General features: G+C 62.4%; 20 protein-coding genes. 15 read left to right on the top strand and 5 right to left on the bottom strand.

Features of this window, described 5'->3' with window-relative positions; translation table 11 throughout:
* Window positions 1-36 precede the first annotated feature (36 nt).
* From ABTU92_RS04710 to ABTU92_RS04700, 3 genes are all read right to left on the bottom strand, one after another.
* On the bottom strand, window positions 37-432 hold the full coding sequence (locus ABTU92_RS04710; protein WP_408088144.1) for a hypothetical protein: 396 nt from the start codon (window positions 430-432) through the stop codon (window positions 37-39).
* 112 nt (window positions 433-544) lie between these two features.
* Window positions 545-1,537, bottom strand: coding sequence for an ArdC family protein (locus ABTU92_RS04705; RefSeq protein ID WP_408088142.1), 993 nt, complete (start codon window positions 1,535-1,537; stop codon window positions 545-547).
* A gap of 130 nt (window positions 1,538-1,667) precedes the next feature.
* Window positions 1,668-2,954, bottom strand: coding sequence for a tyrosine-type recombinase/integrase (locus ABTU92_RS04700; protein WP_408088235.1), 1,287 nt, complete (start codon window positions 2,952-2,954; stop codon window positions 1,668-1,670).
* A gap of 396 nt (window positions 2,955-3,350) precedes the next feature.
* Between ABTU92_RS04700 and ABTU92_RS04695 the strand changes: the two genes are divergently transcribed.
* The 11 genes from ABTU92_RS04695 to ABTU92_RS04645 all read left to right on the top strand — a co-directional run bounded on the left by ABTU92_RS04695 (window position 3,351) and on the right by ABTU92_RS04645 (window position 15,732).
* Window positions 3,351-4,538 (top strand): tyrosine-type recombinase/integrase, encoded by a 1,188-nt coding sequence (locus tag ABTU92_RS04695; protein ID WP_408088140.1) that lies wholly within the window; start codon window positions 3,351-3,353, stop codon window positions 4,536-4,538.
* 191 nt (window positions 4,539-4,729) lie between these two features.
* The gene (locus ABTU92_RS04690) at window positions 4,730-4,936 is read left to right on the top strand and encodes an AlpA family transcriptional regulator (RefSeq protein WP_111355312.1); all 207 of its coding nucleotides are present in this window, start codon (window positions 4,730-4,732) and stop codon (window positions 4,934-4,936) included.
* Window positions 4,937-5,403: 467 nt separating this feature from the next.
* Window positions 5,404-6,141 carry a hypothetical protein gene (locus tag ABTU92_RS04685; RefSeq protein ID WP_408088138.1) on the top strand — a complete coding sequence of 246 codons (738 nt, stop codon included), beginning with the start codon at window positions 5,404-5,406 and terminating at the stop codon, window positions 6,139-6,141.
* Window positions 6,142-6,258: 117 nt separating this feature from the next.
* On the top strand, window positions 6,259-7,683 hold the full coding sequence (locus tag ABTU92_RS04680; protein WP_408088136.1) for a hypothetical protein: 1,425 nt from the start codon (window positions 6,259-6,261) through the stop codon (window positions 7,681-7,683).
* A 510-nt stretch (window positions 7,684-8,193) separates the two neighbouring features.
* Complete coding sequence (locus ABTU92_RS04675) at window positions 8,194-8,433, top strand: hypothetical protein (RefSeq protein WP_111355278.1); 240 nt, start codon at window positions 8,194-8,196, stop codon at window positions 8,431-8,433.
* A complete protein-coding gene (locus ABTU92_RS04670) occupies window positions 8,430-8,744 on the top strand; it encodes a type II toxin-antitoxin system RelE/ParE family toxin (RefSeq protein ID WP_408088134.1) in 315 nt (104 codons plus the stop codon). Before ABTU92_RS04675 ends, ABTU92_RS04670 begins: the two co-directional genes overlap by 4 nt.
* A gap of 875 nt (window positions 8,745-9,619) precedes the next feature.
* Entirely contained in the window at window positions 9,620-10,927 is a 1,308-nt protein-coding gene (locus ABTU92_RS04665; RefSeq protein WP_408088132.1) for a type IV secretory system conjugative DNA transfer family protein, read from the top strand.
* A 71-nt stretch (window positions 10,928-10,998) separates the two neighbouring features.
* The gene (locus ABTU92_RS04660; protein ID WP_408088130.1) at window positions 10,999-12,396 is read left to right on the top strand and encodes a hypothetical protein; all 1,398 of its coding nucleotides are present in this window, start codon (window positions 10,999-11,001) and stop codon (window positions 12,394-12,396) included.
* Complete coding sequence (locus ABTU92_RS04655) at window positions 12,386-14,497, top strand: type IV secretory system conjugative DNA transfer family protein (protein WP_408088128.1); 2,112 nt, start codon at window positions 12,386-12,388, stop codon at window positions 14,495-14,497. Before ABTU92_RS04660 ends, ABTU92_RS04655 begins: the two co-directional genes overlap by 11 nt.
* Before the next feature lie 102 nt (window positions 14,498-14,599).
* Complete coding sequence (locus ABTU92_RS04650; protein WP_408088126.1) at window positions 14,600-15,544, top strand: hypothetical protein; 945 nt, start codon at window positions 14,600-14,602, stop codon at window positions 15,542-15,544.
* 5 nt (window positions 15,545-15,549) lie between these two features.
* On the top strand, window positions 15,550-15,732 hold the full coding sequence (locus ABTU92_RS04645; RefSeq protein ID WP_408088124.1) for a hypothetical protein: 183 nt from the start codon (window positions 15,550-15,552) through the stop codon (window positions 15,730-15,732).
* A 27-nt stretch (window positions 15,733-15,759) separates the two neighbouring features.
* On the opposite strand, the gene ABTU92_RS04640 is transcribed toward ABTU92_RS04645, so the two are convergent.
* Complete coding sequence (locus ABTU92_RS04640; RefSeq protein ID WP_111355285.1) at window positions 15,760-16,002, bottom strand: hypothetical protein; 243 nt, start codon at window positions 16,000-16,002, stop codon at window positions 15,760-15,762.
* Between the two features lie 161 nt (window positions 16,003-16,163).
* Between ABTU92_RS04640 and ABTU92_RS04635 the strand changes: the two genes are divergently transcribed.
* A complete protein-coding gene (locus ABTU92_RS04635) occupies window positions 16,164-16,940 on the top strand; it encodes a CHC2 zinc finger domain-containing protein (RefSeq protein WP_408088121.1) in 777 nt (258 codons plus the stop codon).
* Between the two features lie 44 nt (window positions 16,941-16,984).
* On the opposite strand, the gene ABTU92_RS04630 is transcribed toward ABTU92_RS04635, so the two are convergent.
* Window positions 16,985-17,734 carry a hypothetical protein gene (locus tag ABTU92_RS04630; RefSeq protein WP_408088119.1) on the bottom strand — a complete coding sequence of 250 codons (750 nt, stop codon included), beginning with the start codon at window positions 17,732-17,734 and terminating at the stop codon, window positions 16,985-16,987.
* A gap of 347 nt (window positions 17,735-18,081) precedes the next feature.
* Here ABTU92_RS04630 and ABTU92_RS04625 point away from each other — a divergent pair, with 347 nt between their 5' ends.
* From ABTU92_RS04625 to ABTU92_RS04615, 3 genes are all read left to right on the top strand, one after another.
* Entirely contained in the window at window positions 18,082-18,324 is a 243-nt protein-coding gene (locus ABTU92_RS04625) for a hypothetical protein (protein WP_111355288.1), read from the top strand.
* A gap of 914 nt (window positions 18,325-19,238) precedes the next feature.
* Window positions 19,239-20,120, top strand: coding sequence for an ArdC family protein (locus ABTU92_RS04620; RefSeq protein ID WP_408088117.1), 882 nt, complete (start codon window positions 19,239-19,241; stop codon window positions 20,118-20,120).
* A gap of 190 nt (window positions 20,121-20,310) precedes the next feature.
* Window positions 20,311-20,559 (top strand): hypothetical protein (locus ABTU92_RS04615; protein ID WP_408088115.1); only part of this gene is annotated, 249 nt, incomplete at its 3' end.

Here is a 20,559-nt window from a genome sequence, read left to right as displayed (position 1 = left end):
CGACCTCCAACCGTCACGGATCGGCTCGCCGACCTCTCACTCGCGCGGCGGCACGGTATCCGCGGGAGCCGCGATATTGAACACCTCAGCCCCGGCGTCCCGGTACGCCTCCGCGAGCACGGCGAGCGGGACGTAGGAGAACGCGTGCCACGGCTGCGGGCTCGGATCCTCACCGACCGCCGGCATCGGACCCCTGACGGCGAGGCGCACGACGTCGTCGAACGGAACCGTCCGGCTGTCGATGACCGGCAGGCCCGCAGCGATGCAGCAGGCCTTCACGTGATCGCAATCGTAGCCGCTGAGCGTGGCGCCGCGCGCATAATGAATCGTGAAGCCCCCGCGGCCGATCGACAGATGTCCGCCCTCGGTGCGCAGTGCGCTCTCGATGTACTCGGCGTAATCGAACGCGTCCGAACCATCCCGTTTGCTCATCGTCGTGCCTCCGCGACGGATGCCACGATCTGCCGTGGCGCTGATCCGTCACGGCGCAGACAGCCGCCCTCGGACCGAGAGCGGCCGTTCCTGTGGTGCGGGCTTCGGAGGGTCAGATCGCGTCGGCGTGCTCGTGACCAGTGAACCGACGATCCGGAGCCGAAATGGAGCCGCGAGCGTCGAGGTCCGTCTGAAAGGCGAGCAGATAGTCCGCGGCCTTGGACGCGGCCGAAGCGGCGCGGACGATGGCTCGATTGTCCTCCCGCATCACGTCGAGCCAGGAACCGAGATAGTCGGCATGCCGCACGGTCGGCACGATGCCGAGCGACGCACACGCGAACGCCGCCGTCATCTCGGCGACGAGCTCCTCCTGGGCGTACATCTTCGAGCCGAAGGATCCGGACAGGTCGCGGGCCAGCCGGTGCTTGGCGCCCGACCAGTGCCCGAGCTCGTGCAGCGCGGTCCGATGCCAGTTCACCGGCTCGAAATAGGCCTGCGGCGGCGGCACCCGGATGGTGTCGGCCGTCACGTCGTAGAAGGCGCGATCGCCGCCGATCCTGATGTCCGCTCCGGTGGCGCGGATCAGGGCTTCGGCCTGTGGCAGGATCAGGCCGGTCTCGACCGGCGGAGCCGCTGCCGCGACCCCGTCCGGAAGGCCGTCACACTGCTCGGCGTTGAAGACCGTGAACCGCTTGAGAAACGGGATGGCCTGCGCATCCTCGCCGGTCTCGCGCGCCCGCTCGCGCTCGCGGTCGGGAACGAAGCGATCGGCGAACACCACCGTGGTCCCCCGTTCGCCCTTGCGGACACTGCCGCCGAGCGCGAGCGCCTGACGAAATGTGAGCCAGCTCTGCGACGAGAACCCGAGCGCGACCACCGCGCCCCACAGGATGAGCACGTTGATCCCGGAGTACCGCCGTCCCGTCGCTGCGTTCTTCGGCATCGTGAGCGGCGCCCGCACCGCCGAGGATCCCCACGGCTGAACCCACGGCACGCGGTCGGCCGCGAGCTCGGCCATGATCGTCGTCGTGATCTCTTCGTAAAGGTTGGTCCGGTCGTTCGCGGTCCGGCCGCGAGCCGCGGCACTCGCCTGCATCCGGGTCATGGCGCATCCCCACGACGGGCCGGCCGAGAGCCTCTCTCTCAGCCTCCAATCCCGTCACGGCGAATGCGCCGATCTCTCGCTCTGCGGAGCCCTCGGACGCTGATCGGCTGCGGCTTCTTCAACGATTCGCTCAGGCATCAATCGTCGACGCTTGCCGATCCGGCGAGTTGACATCAGGAGCGCAGCCGGTTTCCAATATCCGGCCAAGGAAGGAAGCCCAAAGCTCCAAAGCGGCTCGCTTTTCCTTGGCACGTTCGTAATGGTCGTAAACACGGCCCGTGATGTCCGTTCTGATGTGATGCAGAACTGCGGACACGTCTTCACGCGCGACACCGAGGCTTGCCAATCGTGTTGCACACGTCCGCCGCAAATCGTGTGGTGTCGGCGGGCTCGCTTTCCAGGTCTCTGCACCGGGCAAGCCATCCGGGACCACGTCGGCAAGGCGGCTCATCGCCACTGCGAGTGCATGTCCGTCGATCGGCCCATCGATAGTGCGCGACGGAAACACATGGTCGTTCTTGTCGCCAGCCATGCGGATCGCCTCACGTATCGTATCGAGCGCCAGGGTGGCGAACGGCACATAACAGGCTTGGCCGTTCTTGACCCGATCGCCCGGAATCAAGGCCGCGGCGCGTATCGGGTCCTCGAGGAACACGAGTTCGCGACGAGCGAGCCCCGCGACTTCACCAGCTCTCATCCCAGTCGACAAACACAAGCGAAGAGCAAGACCGACCGGCTTCGACACAGGAGGCAGCACCGATCGCTTCCAGAACAAGCGCAGCTCATCATCCGATAGAACACGCGTGCGCGTTGTCTCGACTCCGCGCTTTCGAAGCCTCGCGGCGGGGTTTCTGTCGACAAGATCAGCGTCGAGCGCGAACGAGTAGATCGACGAGACGAGCGCATGCACCCGGTTCGCGAGGACCGGCTTTCCGACAGCGACCAGCTTCTCCACGAGGCTGATCACATCACGGCGAGCGATCTGGTCGTACGGACGATCGCTCCATTCCGGAAGGACATGAAGGCGAAGGTTTCGCTCGTCGGCATCCGCGGAACGCTTGAACCGCCGGGCGTGCTCGTCGAGGTAGCGATTTGCGAGAGCTTGGAATGTCTTCGTCGGCGCCTCGGCCCGCTCCTGCCGCTTTCGCGCGACCGGGTTGCGGCCGTCCGCAACCTCACGGCGAAGATCCTCGGCGCGCTCGCGGGCGCGAGCCAATGAAACATCCGGATAGGTTCCGATCGTCGCGCGGGTCGTCTTGCCCGACCGAGGGTCGCGAAAGCGGAAGCACCAGGTTCGAACGCCTCCAGCCGTGACACGAAACGCCAAGCCCGAGCACCGCTCGTCAGTCAATTCGAGGCGCCCGGTCCCTGGCGGCTTCGCACCCCTGACCAGGACGTCTGTCAGTGTTTTTCGCATGGCCATCGGATCCCGTGACGATCGGCCGGAGACCGTGACTGCAGTTTTCGGGGACACACGGGGGACACAGAATGATCCGGCTGCCCACGAACAGCTCCGAACGAGGTCGAATACTTTCCATTGATCCGCCAACAGCTTGTTCAATTCATGACGTCCGCCGGCGTTCGCCGAAATCCACTTCTGCATGACTGAAAATCACGGTGTCGGTGGTTCGATTCCGCCCCTGGGCACCATTACCCCTGCGCATAGCTCTCCATAAATCCTCAAAAATGCCCCGCAATCAGTGAGTTGCGCGCTCCTTCCGTGCGCATGGCGACTCATGCGCGAACATTGCTACTCAGAATTTTGGGGGTAGAATCGGGGTCATCGATACCCCCAGCGCGAGGCGATACCCCCATGTCGCTGACCGACGCCGCGATCCGTGCCGCGAAGCCCCGCGACAAGCCGTTCAAGCTCTCCGATGGCGGCGGGCTATACCTCGTCGTTAGCCCGAGCGGCGGCAAGCTGTGGCGCCTGAAGTACCGCTACCTCGGACGCGAGAAGCTCCTCTCCTTCGGGCCGTACCCGCTGCTGCAATTGGCGGAAGCCCGGCGCCGCCGCGACGATGCAAAACGCCTCCTGCTCGACGGAACCGATCCTTCAATCCAAAAGAAGCAGGATCGGCTCGCGGCCGAGGCCGCCACCCGCAACACGTTCGGGATCGTGGCCGAGGAGTACATTGCGAACAAAGAGGCGAACGAGGCGGCCTCGATGACGGTCAAGAAGCTGCGTTGGCTGCTTCAGGACCTAGCTGCCCCGCTCGCCAACCGTCCGATCGCCGACATCAAGCCCGCCGAGATCCTCGACGTGCTCCGCCGTGTCGAAAAGAGTGGCCGTCGCGAAAGCGCTCGGCGGCTCCGCGGCGCCATCGGCAGCGTATTCCGCCTCGCCATCGTCACGCTGCGCGCCGAGGCCGATCCGACCCTTCCCCTGAAGGGAGCCCTCCAGCCGCCCAAGGTCCAGCATCGCCCCGCGATCGTCGACGAGAAGCACCTCGGGGCGCTCATGAACTCGATCGACGAATATGACGGCTGGCCGACCCTCACGGCGGCGCTGAAGCTCACTGCCCTCACCTGCGCGCGACCCGGGGAGGTGCGTGGCACTCGCCGCGAGGAGATTGACTTTGAGAAAGCGCGATGGCGCATTCCGGCCGAGCGGCTGAAGATGCGCCGTCCCCATGACGTCCCGCTCTCACAGCAGGCCATGGCAGTTCTCAAGGAAATCTGGCCGCTCTCCGACCACGGCGAACTCGTCTTCCCGTCGATCCGCTCCAACCGACGCCCGCTGTCGGAGAATGCGATGAATTCGGCGCTCCGCCGCATGGGCTACGAGAAGGACGAGATGACCGCCCACGGCTTCCGCTCGTCCGCGAGCACGATCTTGAACGCCCGCGGCTTCGATCCGGATGTGATCGAGGCCGCGCTCGGTCACCAGGACGAAAACGTCATCCGGCGGATCTATAACCGCGCCACCTACTGGCCGGAGCGCGTGAAGCTGATGCAGGCGTGGGCCGATCTGCTCGACGATTTCAGATCGCGGAAATAATCTCACTTGTTGGAACTGATGCGCGCTCAATCCGAGTATGGGTCGCTTTCAGGCGACCGTCCCGACGCAAAAGATTCACCGAAGCGCAGAGAACGCCTTTCACCCTCATAGCGTGAAGCGTATAGTTCGCCCTGCCCGCTAGCTGGTTCCTGGCGAGCATCGCGATGCTCCCTCTCACGAGGGAGTGTCCGATGACACGGAAACTGGTATCGAAGAAGGAATTGAAATCGATCTATGGCGTGCCCTACTCGTTCGCGCACATTGCGCGGCTCGAAGTCGCCGGCTCATTCCCCCTGCGGGTACGGCTGGGCGCCTGCAGAGTCGCGTGGGTCGCCGATGAAGTGGAAGCATGGATAGACGAGCGTGTCGCTTCACGCGCCAACGCATCTCCTTCTTGATTGGGTGGAGCCCCGGGGTCCAACCCGGGGCTTCCCAATTCAGCAACGGTTCTTTCCCCGCTCGATGCAGCGTTCCTCCAGTTCGAACCTTATGATCCGACGGACGGAGGCTCCCGTGGCTGATGACGACTGGAAATGGGCACAGGTCGATGCAGACGCCGCAGCTCAACGAAAGCAAGAATGGATGCGTGAGCGGAACGAGCGACTGGCACGGCTTGGATTGTCAGGATGCGATACGCGACCCCGCTGCATCCACTGTGGACAACCATTCGAGATGTTTACGTCTGGTGCGGGCCAATACGGCATCTGCCAACAGTGCGTCGATCGCTAGATCAGATTTTCGTTGAACGAAATCACATCGCCAGCCCCGCCACTTCTACACCACGGCGACCACCCGGATTTCTTCCCTATCAAGCGCTTTGGGGATAAGCCGGCCACGCTTGGTTGCGCCGCGCTATCATCACTGCATGAGCGACGACAACCTGCGACAAGAGACGGCGACAGGCCCCGACCTGTCGCGACAGGTCGCGACCAGCGAAGACAGCCCACGACAACCCACCTTTCGCTCGGACAGCGACTTCACTCTCACGATCGAGGACGCGCTCGCTCGCTATGAGCACGCCGGGCATCCGCGCACTCCCCGAAGCATTCAGCGCTATTGCGCGAAGGGACACCTAGACTGCCGTCGGATCGAAACCCCATTCGGTGAGAAGTACCTCATAGATCCTGAGTCGGTCGCGAAGCACATCGCATACATCGAGGAGGTGCGACCAGTCACGACAGGCCACGACATGTCGCAGCCTGTCGCCCCTTCCGGCGCCGCTGTAGAGCCGAGCGACAGGCCACGACAGGAGACTCCGACAAGTCCCGACCAGTCGCGACCTGTCGCGACAGGTCGCGGTAATGAAGTCGAGCAAGACGAGCTGCGACAAGCTCCGACAAGCCCCAACCTGTCGCAGCCTGTCGCCGCAGAGGAGCGCTACGTGAAGGCGATCGAGCGCGAGAACGCGTTCCTCCGCGGACAGATCGTCACGAAGGACACACAGATCAAAGAGCTGACCGAACGCAACAGGGAAACGAACGTGCTCGTGGGAAGCTTGCACCGACTGCTGTCGCCGCTGCTCCCATTGCTCGGCGCATCAGAGCAGAACCGGCCGCCCGACCCGCTGCGTCCGATCGATCCGCCTTCTCCTCCGGCATACTGACCTGTCCACACGCTCGCGCTGAGTGTCCCGTTGATGCCGCTATAATGAGCGGTACGTATGGAACGGAAGGCAACGGGATCCGAGAAGCCAGCGAGCATCGAAAGCTCGAAACTCTACATGGAGAGCACGCTCCTGAGGATCGCCGGTGCTCTGTTCTGCCACGACCAAAAGAGCGCCGTGACGCGCACAGCCGAAATCGAACTCAACAGCGGTATTGTCGACAAGCACATCGTGATCCGCCCCGATCCCAAGCTCGGCCAGCCAGGACCACTCGCACACAAAATCTTCGTCGCCCTGATCAAGAAGCACTCCGACTACGGCAAACCGGTTCGATCAGAAATCCACTTCACGAAGCGGGAGATCGGCCGGCTCATCGGCCGCAAGGATTGGGGCGGCCGCGACAGCGAGCAACTCTCACGCGCCCTCCATGAGATCCATTACACCTTCGTCAAAACGCATTTCAAAAAGCCAGGGGGCACATTTCAGGAGCACTCGTTCACCGTCTTCCCGGAGATCCTCATCGAACGCCGGGAGTTTCCAAGCGATCCGATCGAGGCATGCACTATCACGCTCGCGGCACCGATCGTCCGCTCCCTGGAGGACGAGCATTTCACTTGCTTGAACCACGCACTCATGCAGCGCCTTGGGACCGTCGGACAGGCGCTGTACATGCGCATCTTTTTTCACTTCGCAAACCTGTACACGGGCGCCAATGGGAGCCACCTGGAGTTCGTCAAGCGATACGACGACATCTGCGCAGAGTGGCTCGGTGGGCTTACTGTCCTCCGGTACGAATCCGATATTCGCCGTCAAATCGGCACGCACCTCACCCAACTCGTTGAGGAAGGCGTCCTCGCTTCGTTTACGCTCGCGAAGGCCAAGAGCAAATCGCAAGGCGGCTGGGTCGTCAGCTTCCGACCAGGAAACACCTTCTTCGAGGACTATGCTCGCTTCTACCGCCGGCAGCAGGCGGGCCGCGTGGAGGCCCAATTCGAACCCCAGCAGAAGGAGGTCGGGGAACCCCTGAAACTCGCGTACCTCTTCGCGGAAAAACGCACAGGCCAGCCCGCCGCCTCGATCGCATACGTCAATTCGAAGGACGTAGAGACGGCAAAGGACATCCTCGCAGAAATTCCGTTCGACGATGCCACACGCTTCCTTGATTTTGCCCTCGCCGCGGCAGCGGCGACCCGCTTCGATGTACAGACCCTTGGCGGCCTCAGGCAGTACATCGCTCCGTACATGGCGCGCCAAGCCACGGACCAGGCCGCAGCCGCCCGGGAGGCGGCGCGCCGGCAAAGAGACGACGAAGAGCGGCAACGGTACGCCTACGAAAGTTATCGGCGCAACGAGGCAAATGCGATCTTCGCAACCCTCGCCGCCCCCGAGCAGACGGAAATCGAGGAGATTGCCCGGAAGGGGACGGCTGGCCTCAGAGGCTCTCTCCAGAAGATGATGTTCGAGTTCAAGCGTGCCGATGCGACGGCACAGCGGTACAGCGACCGAATCGCTCCATTCGAGCAATGGCTCGCAGGTCGATGAGGTGTGGGTTCTGACACGAGACCGGCTCGACTGAGCCGTTTTTTAACGTCCTTGGGCTGTGGGTTTTGACCCGAGAGAGTGTGGGTTCTGACACGAGAAAGTGTGGGTTCTGACCCGAGATTTTTGCACTCGGGATGCCGAGAAATGGCTCTGTTGTGCGCCATCTCGGAACGAGCCGCGCTCTCTAATATCTTCTTGTATATTCAACACAGGGGAGTGTGTTCTCAGGGAAGAAAGAAACGGCCGATCCACAGAGCTTTGATTACCCTGAGCCGGCCGATCAGCCGGGCGCCCTAAGAAGGGCACATCGCGCTCCCGACCCGTCAGCCCTCGATTTGACTACTGCTGTTCAAGATGAAATTCACCCTTCGATTCACCGAAGGGGAGCCATTGACAAAAACGCCTCCGCATGGTGTCGCACAATATCTATTTCGCGACACGCCCCAACCGAGATGTCAAAGTTTGCGGCCTTCATTGCGGATTTCCTCATCTGCTTTACAATTCCCGCATATGACCGAGGTGCAGATCCGAAACCTTCTCGAACGAACGGCCGAGTGGCCGGCGGCGGCTCAGGAAGAACTGATCCGCGTGATGACGGACATCGAGAACCGCTACAGCGCGGTCTACCACGTTGACGATGAGGACCGCGCCGCTCTCAACCGCAGTCAGGCCGATGTTGAGGCCGGTCGCTTTGCTTCTGATCAGGATATCAAGGCGACCTTCGAGCGCTTCAACCTTGGCCGAGCATGAAGCTTCGCTACACGGAAACGGCCCTCGCCGAAATCGACGAGATCATCGCCTCAATCGAAAAGGACAACGTCACAGCCGCCGCTCACGTAAGTGCGGCCATTCAAGCCGCCGTGCGAAGGCTTAGCGAATTTCCCCTGCTCGCGATCGAGACCGACGTTCCCGGGGTTCGAGTGCTCCCCGTCCTCCCCTATCGCTACGTCATATTCTACAATGCCGGCGACGATGCGATCGTCGTTCGCAACGTACGCCACACGTCACGCCTCCGCCGATTTGGTGCAGTCGCCCCCGACCGACATTTGGAGAGCCTGTGAGCGTGGTTGTTCTCGGCGAACTATACCGCGCCACGAAGCATGGAATCTGTCAACACCGCCGCTCTTAAATGACATGCAGTCCCCTCAGTTCCGCCGCCGCAGACGATCGGAATGAGCCACGAAAAGCACTGCGAACGTCTGTGTGAACGCCACTGTTTCCTGTTCACATAGGCCGAAATCGCACGAAATCGGCGATTCAGCCCATATTTCCTACCTTTCCGCACCACTGTCCGTCGGGCTCTAAGCCACGACTTCCCTAGCTTCCGCTCGGCCTTACGGCACTCGCGCTCCGCCACTGGTCATGGTGTCCCCCTGTCGCTGCGAGCCGATACAATCGACCTCACTGACGTTCGGATCGGCTCTCCGCTTCTGAGGGGGACACACATTCCCAGGGGCAAGCTAGGGAAGTCGTGGCTCTGCGAGCCAACGACGGAACAGTGGGCGGAGCGATTTTCCCAGGACGGGAGCCGTTCCCTTCCCTACCGGCGACCGTTCCATTGTTCCCCTCCAGCATCGCGGTCGCGAGATTGCCGATCGCGCTCGCGATGCTGCGGCCATTTCGTCGTTTTCCCGAGTTCGTCGAGCTGCAATGTTTGAAAAGTCGCCAAATCGAAATTTCTCGATTCGTCGTCGCGCGTTTTTTCGATTCCGGCGCTCGGGCTGCCGCGGCCGCGATATAATGAGGGATGGGCAGTTCTTTTGGCCACAGCGTGGCCAGATCGAGCCCCGACTAGACCGGCGAACGAAACTCGGCAGATTTTGGGTCGCCGTGACGCACGATCCCCTTTCGGATTGTAGTGTTACCGCTTCGGACCTGTGCTCGGTGTTTTGCTCCGAGCGCATCGCAACCGAGGTGCCTCACTCGGGGCTCCTCTTTGACCATGCATCAGACGCCGCTCGTTCTCGGGGAGACTCTGCACAAAGAGGTCTTCGCTATTTCGCAGGATGACCGGCGGCGCCATCTGTATGTGCTCGGCGCGACAGGCACCGGCAAATCTACATTCCTGGTGAACCTGATCCGTCAGGACATGGCCGAGGGCCATGGGCTCGCGTTCATCGACCCCCATGGTCAGGATGCGGAGAAGGCGCTTTCATACGTTCCCGCGAAGCGGGTCAAGCACGTCACCTATTTCAATCCGGCCGATCTCGACCGCCCCGTCGGGTTCAATGTTCTCCAGGATGTCGCCGAAGACCAACGCGACACCGTGGCGGACAATGTAGTGTTAGCGTTCAAGCATCTCTGGCAGCATGAGAGCTGGGGCCCGAGCCTTGAACGCCTGCTGCTCCACAGCGTCCGCGCGCTGCTCGACACCGAAGGTTCCGACCTCCTCGGTATTGTCCGCATCCTCACCGAGGAGCGCTTCCGCGACTCGGTCGTCAAGCAATCGCGCAATCCTCTGACCTCACATTTCTGGCGCGAAGAGTTTCCATACTGGGCCGATCGCAACCTCGACCAGCGCATCGATCCTGTGCTCAACAAGGTCGAACGCGCTCTCGCACATCCTGCCGTCCGGAACGTGCTCTGCCAGTCGCCGAATCTCATCGACCTTCGCAAGACGATGGACGAAGGGCGGATCCTCGTCGCCAACTTGTCGAAGGGTGTGCTCGGCGAGGGCAACGCTGCGTTCCTCGGCAGCCTGCTCATCTCCGCCATCGCACAGGCGGCGATCTCGCGTAGTGTTATCGCGGAGTCGGAACGGCGGGTCTTTCATCTGTACGTCGACGAGTTCCAGAACTTCCCCACCGCGAGCATCAGCCTCATTCTCTCGGAAGCGAGAAAGTACGGGCTGACGCTCTGTTTGAGTAACCAGTTCCTCGGCCAGGTCCCCGAACTTCTACGCAAATCCGTCCTCGCGAATGCCGCATCGTTTGTGGCGTTCCGTGTCGGCGCCGAGGATGCGCCGTTCATCGCAAAGCATCTCGGCTGGCCAAACCCCGATACGCTGCAGGGGCTGCCAAATTTTCGGGCTATGGGAAAGTTCTTGATTTCCGGCAGTCCGAGCAGACCGGTGACATTACGAGCGCACCCGCTTCCCAGCCCAGACCCCGATCTCTCTGCCGAAGTTATCGCGTTCAGCCGCGCGACCCGGGCACGCGCACGATCGTCCGTAGAAGAACGTATCGTCCGGTTTTTGAAATCTGCCCAGCCCGCGCGCCGCAAGAATACTAAGCGCAAGTGGTGACTTTCCGCGCTGCGATCTTGACGCGAGCGTGCACTACCGGCTGTATTTACCCGACGCTTGGGCCCGACGACATGCCGCTTCCGTCCGCAGAACTCTGGCGAACTTTCGACGCCATCCTGCTCGTTCTCATCGGGAACGCCGGCGTAGTGTTATCGGTGCCGATCCTCCTTTACGTCATCCGGACCTGCCGACCGGAGGCGGTCGATCACTATCTGCGACCGAGCATTGTTGCCTTCGTGGTCGCAACACCAATCGCAGCGTCGTGGATATTCTCGATACCGGGCCCGGAATTGCCGACGTCCGAACGCGCCCGTTTCGTCATTTATTTTGCCGCCATATTCCCCATCCCGATGACACTGATTCTGATCGGGAAGTTCTTCGCATCGGAATACGCCGCTCACGATCATTCGTTCGACTGGGAGATTCCTGCCGCGCTCGCTGCGGTGTTCACCCTTCTCGCGAAAGCCATGTTCTCGGCCTACATCACGACACCGGCGGCGGACATGCCCCAGCTGGTGACCTGGTCGCTCGCGCTCTGCGGCGTAGCTTTCGCGGGAGGTTGGCTGGTCGACCACCATCCGACCCTGTCGTTTTCCCAAGGGGAACCATCGGACGCCGAACTCGCCGCTCCAACGTCCACAAAGAGCACCGATGCAGCTGCCATTTTCGGAGCGTCGACTCCTCTTCTTCAGCCGGACGAACACGTCCCGAGTACGCAGGCACGCACCGTGGCCAGCCCCGTGGCTCTGGGGGAACCTCTCACGCCATTGTCCGAACCTCCCGCCGCGGCGGCGCTCGAAGACACGACCGAAAACACCTTCGATGATTCTTCGTCCCCCGCTGTCCCGATCGAACGAGAAGCCTCCACCGAAAATCTCGAGTTATACATTCCCGAAAACCTCGGCGCCATTGCCGCTCTCCCCGCCACGATTTCTGCCGGCGACGGCGCGCCTCCTCCGGTTCCCGAGATCCCGTCCGCCTCATCGGTCGAAACGATCCAGCTCAAGCTGAAACGCTCACAACGCTCCTCTGTATTGGGCGCGGTGATATTCACGGTGGATGCGCGCGTATCACTCCCGCGCGCCGACCTGGAACTAGTACGAAAATATCGACTCGGCAGCATCATCGTCTACGACAGCAAGGCTCGCACGGCGAGTTCCGAGGCGCTCACCGAACACCTGAAAGGCGTCCGGGATGAGGGGTTCGCCGGTCTTCGTAGCGACAAGCCGGTCAACAGCATCGGAAAGAGCCTGTACCGCCTCGCCCGCGCATCCGCGAGCGCGACGATGATGGCCCTCGCCTTGCGGATCACCATCGAGAGCCTGATCAAGGGCGTCCATATCGAATGCAAGAGCCTTGGCGAACTCATTGAAGCGGAGAACGCGATCTGCGAATCCGCCGAGTTCATTAAGAAGTACCTTTCGCTGGCGTCCACGTTCGACGGCCGGGAGGAGATCGTTGAAATCTGACCACCCGGTGTATACGCCCTTTCTTCGCCGCTTCACTGACGAGGCAGCGCGCGACCTCACTGGCACGATTGAGCTGTATCGTCGGGTACAGGCCACGTATCAAGCGAGTGTCTTCTCTCAGTCGGATGCCGCTGGCCGGTTCCATTCGATTGTCATCGACGGTGTCGGGAAGGTCGTATCCCTTCCGTCCAGTCCCGCAATCGGACAGGCACTCGATCGTTGCCAGCGGGCGATCATCGCCGACGAAGAAGTGATCTTCAGCTTCCCGGACATCGACTGGCCGAACGCCCGGCTCTCGATGAAGGAACAGACCGACCTTGCCCGGTTCCTTCGCGCCAAGGAGCACTTTCTCGCCAACCAGGACAAGGTCATCGAGAAGCTCTACCTCGCTCTCGGCAACCTTATCGCGGGCATCATCAAGGATCTGCCTCCCCTTCCAGCCGCGAAGGCATCGTTTCTCGTGCCGCTGGTCGTGCTCCTGCCGGAGCCGGGCGCTCTGATTGCCGCTCTCACCAACGCACTTGCCGACCCGGCGATCGGCGACGCAGGAATTCTCACGAAGCTCCGCAACCAGCTCGCAGACAATGTTTGGGCCGCTTCAGGCATTCCGCCTGACACCGAGCCCAAGAAGCCGCTGCTGACGGCCGACGATTCGGACCTCTCGCCGGAAGAGCTCGCGCAGACCTATCTCAACGGCACTCCGCTACTCGACCTGTTCCTCACGCCGGTTCCGTTCGTGATCCCCGAGCGGGTTCGCATGGAGCACACCCACATCATCGGCGGATCGGGCCATGGCAAAACGCAGCTGCTGCAGCACTTGATCCTGAGTGACCTCCGAGGCGACACGCAGCCCGCCCTCATCGTCATAGACAGCCAGGGCGAGATGCTGAACACCATCCATACCCGCGATTTCGGGAGCGCTATAACCGATCGGGTCGTCCTCATCGATCCGGAGGACATCGAGCATCCGCCAGCCCTCAACATGTTCGACGCAGCGAACGGCCGACTTTCCGGTTACTCGCGCCTGCACCGAGAGCAGATCGAAGCGAGCGTGATCGAACTCTACAATTACATCTTTGCCGCGATTGCAGCCGAAATGACATCGCGGCAGAGCACCGCCTTCGCCTTCGTGACCCGCCTTATTCTCTCCGTTGAAGGAGCGACCATTCACACGTTGCGAGAACTGATGGAAGAGCCCGCGGCGACCATCCAGCAGAGCCGCTTTGAACCTCACATCAGGCGTCTCGACCGTACGTCCCAGGCCTACTTCGAGAACCAGTTCTTCACGAAGAAGTACGCTGACCTGAAACAGCAGATCGCCCGCCGCCTGTACTCCGTCCTCAGCGTCCCGAGCTTTGATCGCATGTTCTCCTCGAAGGTGAACAAGCTCGACATGTTCGAGGCGATCCAGAACCGTCGTATCGTCCTCATCAACACGAGCAAGTCATTGCTCAAATCGGACGCCTCTGCGCTCTTCGGCCGGTATGCCATCGCGCTCGCCATCCGGGCGGCATTCGAGCGCGTCGCCACCCCCGAACGCCCGCCTTGCTACCTCATCATCGACGAGGCCCAGGAGTACTTCGACGAGAACATCCAGACCCTCCTGGAGCAGGCCCGCAAGATGAACGTCGGCGTCGTGCTCGCCCACCAGCACCTCGACCAGCTCACCCCGGCTCTGCGCTCGTCGATCGCCGCGAACACCAGCATCAAGCTTGCCGGTGGGATTTCGGACAGAGACGCCCGCGCCCTCGCACCCGACATGAATTCGACCGGTGATTTCATCCGGTCGATGCACAAGAAGCCGCGATCTACTGAGTTCGCCTGTTACGTCCGGAACCACACGAGCTGCGCCATCCGTCTCGAAGTCCCCTTCGGAACGCTCGAAGCGCAACCGCGACTGACGGCACATCGCCACGCTGACCTGATCGCCAGCATCCGGGCGCGATATGCGTATCGGGCCGACGAGCTACCCGTCACTCGCGAAACGCCAGAGGCGCTCGCCGCGACTGCAGAGGCGTCCGATAGTAAGCCCGCCGCCCCGGAACCGGCGCCGGCACCGGAGAGTGCCAAGGCTCCGGATGCGTCCGTGGGAAAATGGTAAAATATTTCTCGGAGCGCATTGCTTTGCATAGCGCCACATAGCTGCGCGTTCCGCAGTATTGGTTACGTTGACCAAAGCATTATTGAGCGTATTCCACCATGCATGGAAACACTCACGACCCGTCACTATAGATCGCGATGGAAGCCCGCCCCTCTTCTCGGCAAGAACGGCGAGAAGAAGGAAGCTCGCATTCATCCCAGAGATATCGAGGCGTTCGCCGTGCTCGACCGCTTCGGCGTGCTGCCACTCGATTACGTTCACGCCCTCATCGGGGGCAATCTTGCCGCACTCCGCTCCCGCTTCAATCTTCTGTGGTCGCCCCCAAATTTTTTCCTCAGCCGCCCCGACGGCCAGCGGAGATGCGCCAACGCGAACTATCGTTACCTGGTCTACGCGAACGGCACCCAGGCCAAGGCACTCTTGCGGGAGCGCGGTCATGCCCTTGCTCACCGGCGCGCGAGCCCGTTTCCCCACCAGCTCATGGAGTCGATGATCGCGGCGTCCATCCACATCGGGATCGCCGGATCTCCGGATCTTCGTCTCATCGATTGGAACCGAATCAAGGCCGAGACCGGCAGTCCCGCCGCTTCGATCCCGCTTCCGCGCGGCAGCTCGATTGTCCCCGACTGGGAGCCGTTTATCATCGAGTATGCCGGTTCGCCGAAGTCCGCCTTCCGGTTCTTTCCGGGGTTCGAGGCGGACACCGGCACCGAGCCCGTCGATGCCGCCGACCTTGAGCGGTCGTCGATCCGTGGAAAGTTCGAGGACTACCTCTCCGTCCTTAAGGCCCGCACGTACGAGTCGCACTTCGGCGTGAGCACCTTCTTCATTCCCTTCGTCACCACGACCGAACGGCGGATGACGTCGATGATCGCGCTGCTGCTGAAGCTCACGGGCGGCAAGGGCTCGCCCCACTTCCTCTTCAAGCACGTCCCGAGCTTCACGGCTCCGGAGCGCCTTGCTCCACCGACCGGCCACATGCTGACCGACCCTTGGCAGCGGGCTGGCTTCCCTCCAATCAACCTCGACACAATCGAAGGGAGGTGATGCGAATGACACTCGACGACAAGATCGCCCGCGTCAAAGATCTCATCGGCAAACGCGAGGAGATCGATGCGGAACTCGCCGTGCTGCTATCCGGCACCGCGCGGGAGCCGCGCAAAATGCGTTGCTCGATCTGCGACACCGAAGGCCACACGGCTCGCACATGCACGCAAAAGACCGGGGCGGCTTAGCCGCCGCCCCGTACTTCCGCCCGACCGCTACTCTTCAGGATCGGGTGCTTCCCCGTTCTGGAGCGGAGGGATGAGGACGAACTGTCCCTCCCACGCTCCCACGGGGATGCTGTTGAGCTTGACCGAGAGTCCTTCCTCGCCGTTGCGCAGCTCCCACGCTGCGCCGATCGTCTGCCATCCCGATCCGACCTTGGCGCGGGCGAGGTACTTCGGCCGCCGGACTTCCCGCTGCCGCGAGCGCGCCGGCAGTGCGCGCGATACGTCCACCATTCGTCTCTCGCTTTCTCCTGCCCTGAGTGCAGGCGGCCGAGCGTGATTGGTGGCCGTCCCGCGCCTCCGCCTGCACTCACTTCTGTCCACATCGTAGCATCCGGCCGACGGCTGCCTCCCCTCTCCCATGAGACAATGTACATAGGAGAAAGGAGGCACACATGCCCTCGTTCGTTGACTTCCAGGAGTTGAAAGCGAAGGTCGGGTTCGACCAGGTGATCCAAGCTCTGGGTCTCACGCTTAAGAAGCACGGGCACCAATACCGCGGCTGTTGCCCAGTTCACGCCGGCAACGACCGTACGCTCGTCGTCACCCCTCCCAAGGGCTTCTACTGCTTCGCCAAGCGCGAAGGAGGAGACCAGATCGCTCTAGTCGCCCACGTTCGGCAATGCCCTCCCAAGGAGGCTGCCGCCTTCCTCGCGGAGCGCACCGGAACAGTACAAGTTCCCCGCACACGGAACGGTACCGTTCCCGGAACAGTTCCAGCCCCCCAACCGTCCCCAGGAACGACGGCCTTGCGGCCCCTCGACTACCTCGTCCCCGAGCACGACGGCGTCCAGGCTCTCGGCATCTCGCCGGAGACCGCGAAGGAGTTCGGGGCGGGATACGCCGGCAAGGGCATCATGCGCAGCCGGCTCGCGATCCCGATCCACGACCGTGCGGGCACCTTGCTCGCCTACTGCGGCCGGGCGATCGGCGACCAGCAGCCGGTGCTCACCTTCCCCAACAACTTCCATCCCGAGGGGGTGATCTTCAACGCGAACCGGGCGACGTCGGGAGAGCTTCACCTCGTCCGGGAACCGCTCGAAGTCCTCACCGCCCACCAAGCTGGGTTGGAGAACGTAGTTTGCTTTCTCACGGAAGGGATCACCGCGCAGCAATGGGAAATGCTCGCCGCGCTTCAGGACGAGCTCCAATGCGAGCGCGTGTTCTTCTGACGGAGCCATTGCTCCGCAGCCGCCCAATTCTCGGGCGGCTTTCTTTATGCCGCCTCCACAATCTGCCGTTCGTCGAAGACGATGTAGACGTCGGTCAGATCGGCCGCAGTCGGGTTCGTCATCATCGCGAAACTGTAGCCGTCATACGTGTTCTTGATCACCACCCCATCATGACCGCTCTCCTTTGCCGCCTCGATCGCGTCCTCGTAGCTGTACGGATCGTACCGGCGACAGCCCATGTCGTAGTAATAGGGACGCTCTATGACGAGACGACGCTCCTTCACGTCGCCGCGTTTCGACGGCCGGAGTTCTCGGAAGATCCCGCGTTCGCGCAGGTCGCGAAACCGGGTCTGCGCCCGCTTCAGCCGGCCGAGATAGTTTCGCGCGAGACTCTTCATCTCTGGATCGCTGTCGTATCCATTTCCGTCAAGCGTCATTTCGACCTCGCGCCAATCAACGCCGAAGGCCTCGGTGACCCTGTGCTCTATCTTCGCGATCGTCGCATCGAGGCCCCGCTCCGCGGCGACCTCGGCCGAGGCATAAGAGATCGCCACGCGCCGGTTCGAGGCGAAGAAGAATCCCTCGCAAGCATCATTGGCCTTAGTGTTCGATCCGCATTCGGCACGATCGAACCACTCGAATTTTGCGAACGTGCCGTGATAGCCGATCGCCCGGAGTGACGCTGGCCCCATGTACCGCGAGTGGCAGCGCACGCATGCACCGGCCCGCCAGGTCTTCTGCAGGTACACGTATCGCCGGCCGCGAATGGTTTTGATGACGCGATACCAATCCATGCCGGACTGATTGCCATGGCCACGGAGTGATGAAACCGTTCGCGATGGTGCGCCATGTGCCGCTGCGTGCGCCCGTGCACGAACGCCGCACCAAAACGTGATCGGCCGCCTTCCCGCTTCCCCGAGGCTGATGGCGGCACATTTCGGCATTTCACGGACAGTGCCTTGGCTACCCCGCCATCTGTCGCCGCTTGTCGAGGCCTGTCGCACCCGGTGCGGCAAGCCGCGGCATTTCGCGACATGTCGCGGCCGGTCATCTCACGTCTGCCGCGGTACAATTTGTTCAGCGCCTCCGTCCCGCACGTCGGCATCCGCCTCGGATGTCGACTAGCGCGACGGAGGAATACATGAGTGTTCTTTCACAGGATGCGAAGGCCGCGAAATTGCAGGCGCTCGCTGAGAGTGCCGGATACACCAGCGTCGACACGATGCTGCAAGACCGCGTCACGGATAGCATCGCCCCGGCGATCTGCACCGATCCCGACTGCTCGTACACGACCGAGATGGAGCCGGATCAGGATCGCGGATGGTGCGAGGCGTGCGCCAAGAACTCGGTCGCGAGCGCATTCGTGCTCGCCGGCCTCATCTGAGGAGCAAGCCATGGTGCGGTTCCGTAATCACTACCGCTGCCCCACGTGCGATTGCACCTGGTCGGACGATTGGGACGCGACGTGCGACGACGATTGCCCGAACTGCGGAGCGCGTCACATCTCACCGGAAGAGAGCGAGGACATCGCGCCGGGGTGCGAACCGCACGAGAGCGCGAACACGTCTCTCAACGACTGACGTTCAGCCGGTCGCCAGCCATCATGACGCGGGCGGAGAACCGCTTGAGCATCGCAAGCGCCGCCCATGGGCTACGTCTGGAGACGTGCCGCAGGAGTGCTACTGCATGGGCTTCCGCGCCCCCACCAGTGCGACCGTTTTGACGTCGAGCCTCGCCACAAGCGGGGCTCTTTCTTTCGATCAGCGCGCAGTGGCGTGTGCAGTCTGCTGCTCGTGTGGTGATTGGACTGCGATGGCGTGAGACAGCGCAAAGACAGACGCCGTCAGAACCGCCGCTGAAACAAGAAGCGAAATCCCCAGCGCCCGAACGCCCCACTCTGCATTCATCTGGCTTCTCCCCACCCGTACCCCCACAGGCGCTTCGAAATGCGTGCGAAGTGAGGCCGTGCGGTAAAATCAGAGCAGCGCCTCCGTCCCGTCCGCCGGCACCCGCATCGGATGCCGGCCCCGCGGAACGGAGAGTCACATGCGTGATCTTTCACACGACCAACGTCACCGAAAGCTGAGGACGCTCGCCAGAGCGGCCGGATACTCATCCGTCGAGGGCATGCTCACAGCGTGCACCCACGCTGCCATCGTGCCCGCCATCTGCACCGAACTTGGCTGCTCGCACACGACCCGGACGGATCGCGACGAGGACAGCGGCCGGTGTGAGGCGTGCGGGCGTAACTCCGTCGCGAGCGCGATCGTGCTCGCGTACTTTGCGTAGGAGGCGGTCATGCAGATGACCGCACTCTACGAAAGCGTGACCCGCAGCATCGTCGAGGATCTGGAGAAGGGCGTGCCCGTGTGGGTGCAGCCGTGGCGGACGAAACGGCGCACGAGCCTCGGACTGCTCCCCGCCAACATCACGACCGGACGCACCTACAGCGGCATCAACATCCCGATCCTCTGGCACGCAGCCAAGCGTGCCGGATACGCCGACCCGGCGTGGATGACCTTCCGCCAGGCGCTCGCCTTGAACGCGAACGTCCGCAAAGGCGAACGAGGCACCCACATCGTCTTCACCCGCAACCTTACCATCACGGAGGAGGACGAAGAGAAACGGATCAGCATGCTGCGGAACTACTGCGTCTTCAACGTCGCCCAGATCGAAGGGCTACCCGCGAAGATCGCAGCGCCGGAGGATGTGCCACCTCCGCTTGATAGTGACGTGCAGCGGTTCATCGACGCGACCGGTGCGGACATTCGCCATGGTGGGAGTGTCGCGTGCTTCGTCCCGTCGCTCGATCTCATCCAGCTGCCGCCGCGCTCGGCATTCACTACGATCGAGAGCTACTTCGCGACCGGGCTGCACGAGCTGGGTCACTGGAGCGGATTCGCCACTCGCCTCAATCGAGATCTGCGGCACCGCTTCGGCTCCCGGGCGTACGCGGCCGAGGAGTTGATCGCCGAGCTAACGTCGGCGTTCCTCTGCGCCCATCTCGGCGTCAATGGCGAGCTGCGGCACGCCTCGTACATCAGCTCATGGGTTTCGCTTCTCAAAGATGATCCCCGCGCCATCGTCACCGCAGCGAGCAAGGCGAGCCAGGCCGCCGACTTCCTCCGCTCGCTCACCGGCGAGCGGCCACGGGAAGAAGACTCCCCCGATGCTGCCTGATCCATATCAAGGCGGCACCGGCTGCAACGGCCGATGGTGTCTTTGGAAACGTCTCGTGTCACGGGGGTGCATGGGACGACATCCCGCGGGCGGCTCGGTATCCGAGTTCGCCCGCATTTTTTTGCCGTAAGCATCTTGGGCCGTCTGGCCGCGCCGTAGCACGCGGCCCGAGGCTCCAGCGGAGGTGCCCATGCGCTATGAAGCCGTCGTGTTCGACTGCTTCGGCGTTCTGTGCCCGGATGTCGGACACCGGTGGCTTGCGCAAACGTTCCCTGAGGCGGAAGCCGCAGAGATCGTCCGGACGCTCTTCGTGGCAGTCGACCGCGGTCAGATTTCCCAGGAGGCTCTCTTCGCGGAACTTGGGAAGAGGTCGCACCGCCCGCCCGCGCTCGTCGAGTTGGAGTGGCTCGGGCACCTGACCGTTGTCAGGCGACACGAC

Origin of the sequence: Rhodoplanes sp. SY1, from assembly GCF_046000175.1 — a bacterium.
Classification (GTDB): domain Bacteria; phylum Pseudomonadota; class Alphaproteobacteria; order Rhizobiales; family Xanthobacteraceae; genus Rhodoplanes.
This window is presented reverse-complemented; position numbering and strand designations above follow the sequence as displayed.

Excerpts from the sequence above, each read along its gene's own strand:
- ABTU92_RS04710 (WP_408088144.1), bottom strand. The coding sequence starts at position 432 with ATGAGCAAACGGGATGGTTCGGACGCGTTCGATTACGCCGAGTACATC.
- ABTU92_RS04705 (WP_408088142.1), bottom strand. The coding sequence starts at position 1,537 with ATGACCCGGATGCAGGCGAGTGCCGCGGCTCGCGGCCGGACCGCGAAC.
- ABTU92_RS04700 (WP_408088235.1), bottom strand. The coding sequence starts at position 2,954 with ATGCGAAAAACACTGACAGACGTCCTGGTCAGGGGTGCGAAGCCGCCA.
- ABTU92_RS04695 (WP_408088140.1), top strand. The coding sequence starts at position 3,351 with ATGTCGCTGACCGACGCCGCGATCCGTGCCGCGAAGCCCCGCGACAAG.
- ABTU92_RS04690 (WP_111355312.1), top strand. The coding sequence starts at position 4,730 with ATGACACGGAAACTGGTATCGAAGAAGGAATTGAAATCGATCTATGGC.
- ABTU92_RS04685 (WP_408088138.1), top strand. The coding sequence starts at position 5,404 with ATGAGCGACGACAACCTGCGACAAGAGACGGCGACAGGCCCCGACCTG.
- ABTU92_RS04680 (WP_408088136.1), top strand. The coding sequence starts at position 6,259 with ATGGAGAGCACGCTCCTGAGGATCGCCGGTGCTCTGTTCTGCCACGAC.
- ABTU92_RS04675 (WP_111355278.1), top strand. The coding sequence starts at position 8,194 with ATGACCGAGGTGCAGATCCGAAACCTTCTCGAACGAACGGCCGAGTGG.
- ABTU92_RS04670 (WP_408088134.1), top strand. The coding sequence starts at position 8,430 with ATGAAGCTTCGCTACACGGAAACGGCCCTCGCCGAAATCGACGAGATC.
- ABTU92_RS04660 (WP_408088130.1), top strand. The coding sequence starts at position 10,999 with ATGCCGCTTCCGTCCGCAGAACTCTGGCGAACTTTCGACGCCATCCTG.
- ABTU92_RS04650 (WP_408088126.1), top strand. The coding sequence starts at position 14,600 with ATGGAAACACTCACGACCCGTCACTATAGATCGCGATGGAAGCCCGCC.
- ABTU92_RS04645 (WP_408088124.1), top strand. The coding sequence starts at position 15,550 with ATGACACTCGACGACAAGATCGCCCGCGTCAAAGATCTCATCGGCAAA.
- ABTU92_RS04640 (WP_111355285.1), bottom strand. The coding sequence starts at position 16,002 with ATGGTGGACGTATCGCGCGCACTGCCGGCGCGCTCGCGGCAGCGGGAA.
- ABTU92_RS04635 (WP_408088121.1), top strand. The coding sequence starts at position 16,164 with ATGCCCTCGTTCGTTGACTTCCAGGAGTTGAAAGCGAAGGTCGGGTTC.
- ABTU92_RS04630 (WP_408088119.1), bottom strand. The coding sequence starts at position 17,734 with ATGGATTGGTATCGCGTCATCAAAACCATTCGCGGCCGGCGATACGTG.
- ABTU92_RS04625 (WP_111355288.1), top strand. The coding sequence starts at position 18,082 with ATGAGTGTTCTTTCACAGGATGCGAAGGCCGCGAAATTGCAGGCGCTC.
- ABTU92_RS04620 (WP_408088117.1), top strand. The coding sequence starts at position 19,239 with ATGCAGATGACCGCACTCTACGAAAGCGTGACCCGCAGCATCGTCGAG.